Annotated in this window: 4 protein-coding genes; all 4 read right to left on the bottom strand. The window is 48.7% G+C overall.

Going from position 1 to position 2,873, the window contains the following annotated elements; all coding sequences use genetic code 11:
* Positions 1 to 72 precede the first annotated feature (72 nt).
* The 4 genes from KDK14_RS14105 to KDK14_RS14090 all read right to left on the bottom strand — a co-directional run bounded on the left by KDK14_RS14105 (position 73) and on the right by KDK14_RS14090 (position 2,534).
* Positions 73 to 279: a hypothetical protein gene (locus tag KDK14_RS14105; protein WP_257265813.1), complete on the bottom strand. Its 207-nt coding sequence runs from the start codon at positions 277 to 279 to the stop codon at positions 73 to 75.
* Positions 280 to 526: 247 nt separating this feature from the next.
* Positions 527 to 859: a S8 family serine peptidase gene (locus KDK14_RS14100; RefSeq protein WP_373691085.1), complete on the bottom strand. Its 333-nt coding sequence runs from the start codon at positions 857 to 859 to the stop codon at positions 527 to 529.
* Positions 787 to 2,133, bottom strand: a complete 1,347-nt coding sequence (locus KDK14_RS14095; protein ID WP_257265811.1) for a S8 family serine peptidase — start codon at positions 2,131 to 2,133, stop codon at positions 787 to 789. Before KDK14_RS14095 ends, KDK14_RS14100 begins: the two co-directional genes overlap by 73 nt.
* Positions 2,133 to 2,534 (bottom strand): hypothetical protein, encoded by a 402-nt coding sequence (locus KDK14_RS14090; RefSeq protein WP_257265810.1) that lies wholly within the window; start codon positions 2,532 to 2,534, stop codon positions 2,133 to 2,135. Before KDK14_RS14090 ends, KDK14_RS14095 begins: the two co-directional genes overlap by 1 nt.
* Positions 2,535 to 2,873: the final 339 nt, after the last annotated feature.

Here is a 2,873-nt window from a genome sequence, read left to right as displayed (position 1 = left end):
CCGAAAAGCTGGAACCACTTGTCCTTTTGCGGGCAGCGGGCGGCGGCATTTTCCCAATCTGAAATGATGAAGTTATTCCGGGTCAATTCCTGACACGATCGTTGGTATCAATAGTATTAATGATATATTTAGCAGGATCATCACAATATCTTTTTTCCACTGGAACTCATTGTTTAATTGAACACTGGATTCTTCAAGTGACTGTCCTGCCGCAAATGCCAGTGCTTTGCCAATATCGAGATGCCCACTACCGCAGTAGTCGGTAGTACATTGTTTCATTGAGGTTTTGGTAGAAAAGACGGTGTCTATAATTTTGCTTACTTTCGCTACCCGGTATATCGACCACCTGCCGGGGACTTTCTCTGCGATGGCTCTGGAAACCCGGCGGGGAAGACAAGTTATTATCAAACCGGGTATAAGACCGCTCGACAGGATGGTTATTTATCATATTCAGAAGCCTCCCGGGCCGCACTTGGCTGAAGATCTACGACTGGGTCAGTCCATAAATCATCCCACCCACTGCTTATTAATCACCTGATTGTTCAAGCGCTTTTTCTGCGGCAAAAGCCACCGCTTTGCCAATATCAAGATGCCCGCTACCACAGTAACAGTAAGCGTTGTTACATGATTTGGGTGAGCCTTTGATTAAGAAAACGGCGTCTCTAATAGTGAGCCGCGATGTTGAATCAGCAAGGTAACACCCGTCAAGTGCCTGAAAGGGACGGCTGGTTTTGATCAGTATTGCCCGGATGTCATCGGGCGTCAGCCTGTTATTCACCGAGTGCATCAGGGCAGCGGCTTGAGAGACAAGAGCGGCAGCGGCACTGGTGCCGCGTACCTTGGCGAATAACTCGGCCAATGGGATGGCCTCTCCGGTATTCTGGTGGTCGTCACTCCCTCACCCACAACGGCAGAAATGGAGATGGGTGGGCCAAAGTTGGAATAACTGGCTAGCAAGGATTCTGTTAACTGCGCACCAACGGCGATGACATGAGGGCATTTTGCAAAACAACTGGAGCTAGCTGGCATTGCCTCATTGCCAGCACCTGCAATAACGGTAATGTTTCTCTGGTATAACGCCTTGAACACCGGCTCATACGTCGTACAGTCGCATATTCCGCCAAGTGAGAGATTGATGACCCTGGCGGGATTGGTATTAAGGGGAACATCGGCAACCGGTATTCCCGCAGCCCATTTTAACGCATTGATGAAGTCTTCTTCTGTTTCGTCGCAAAGGCTATTGCGTCCCAAATACCGTATGGGTTGAATTTTGATGATATTTTGTAGTGGCGACACTCCGTCTTTATTGACGGACGTCCCTGCAATGGTTCCAGCCACCCGGGTACCATGCCAGAAGGGTGGTAAACGCGTGAAGTTTCCCTCGTCGGTGGGATTGTCGTCATAACCGTTCCCATCCCCGGCACACTCCGGATCGCTGATAAAGTCATAGCCCGGCACCAACCGGCCATTGAGTGCGCTGTGAGGAATAATGCCACTATCAATAACTGCAACGACGACAAGCGATGGCTGGCCGGTGGTGAGCAGATCCAGTGCAGACGTTGTCAAGGTGTTCTGACTGGTATATTCACAGGCACTGTAATGGCATTGGGGCAGCGGTGATGGTGGTTGGCAGGACTTGACTGTCCCGGCGTTTTGCGCCTTTGGGTTTTTGTAATGTTGCGATTGTCTGTGGGCACCTTTATCGTGAGTCCCACTGGGTCTTCTTTGGTTGAAATTTTGATCAAACAAGTGCTTGAGGTCGGGTAATATATCATCACTATCAAGGTATGTTGGAATAGGGTGATGGTTATTGTGTTCCGGGAAAACGTCTTTGACCGCGCTGGCGTTATCCCCGTTCAATGGGGGGCGACTCAGCCAGGAACTGATGTCCGATGCCAGCGGTCGGGAGATATTCCAGCTTTGCAGGCCGTTTTGCCGTGAAAGTTGTCTCCTTTCGCTAGCGTGTGTGGGTTGTTGTGTCGAGAACAGCAGCCCAAGGGTAGTCAGTGTCAATTTTGCCACCCGGTATAATGACCACCCGCTGTTGCTTTCTCTGCGATGGCTCTGGGAAGCTGGCGGGGAGGATAAGTTGTTATCAAACCATGAACGGACAGTCGGTTGGTTGTGTATCATTAACTCCCACCCCGTACCAGATAGCGACAAGCCTTTGCCACACAGCCGCAGGCTCTGTCGAATAAATGAGCAATATTTCTCTGCATACTGATAATATGGCCCTCGCTGATACTGGAAAGAAACAGGCCTAAAGACAGCGCGGCTACGTCGGTGACAAGATCCAGATTATTTTGCCTGAGTTCCAGATATTGGTCGAATTTATCGGGAGACAAATACCCGGCAAGAAGGTCATCGTTGGGTTTGTTGAGGAAATTCTCAACCTGATGGTAAATAGCGACAGTCACCACCGCAGTACCCATTGAAAAGAGACCTTTTTTTATCAGGGTATCTGTTGGTGTTGTCGATAATGTGGGGGGCATTAGCAGAACGGTTGCTGGTGATAAATTGTGAATACCGGGCATGGTAAAACCTTAAATTAAGTTAGAATTTATTGGCTTATATTGTCAGTGCGTGAAGGCCAGAAATGGCTGCAGGTCCTGTCGTATATCGATTTGGTTAAAGATTTACCCAGGTTATACAAATCAGTCAGGCCGCCACTGGCACAAAACAACAAGGCTGGGTAAACCAATAACCTGGTAAGATCTAAATCAGTGGTAGTTGTACTATTTTCTTTATGATCAAGGTACTCAACTCTTCGGTCAGGTGGCAAATTCTTGAAAACAAATACATCGGCAGCGCCCTCTCTATCAGGGCGACAGAATCGGTCGAACGATCATCCCGATAATAGGATATTTAGCTAT

Source organism: Endozoicomonas sp. ONNA2 (assembly GCF_024606365.1).
In the GTDB taxonomy this organism is placed as follows: domain Bacteria; phylum Pseudomonadota; class Gammaproteobacteria; order Pseudomonadales; family Endozoicomonadaceae; genus Endozoicomonas.
Note: the sequence above shows the minus strand (reverse complement) of the source record. Positions and strands in the feature narration are given on the sequence as shown.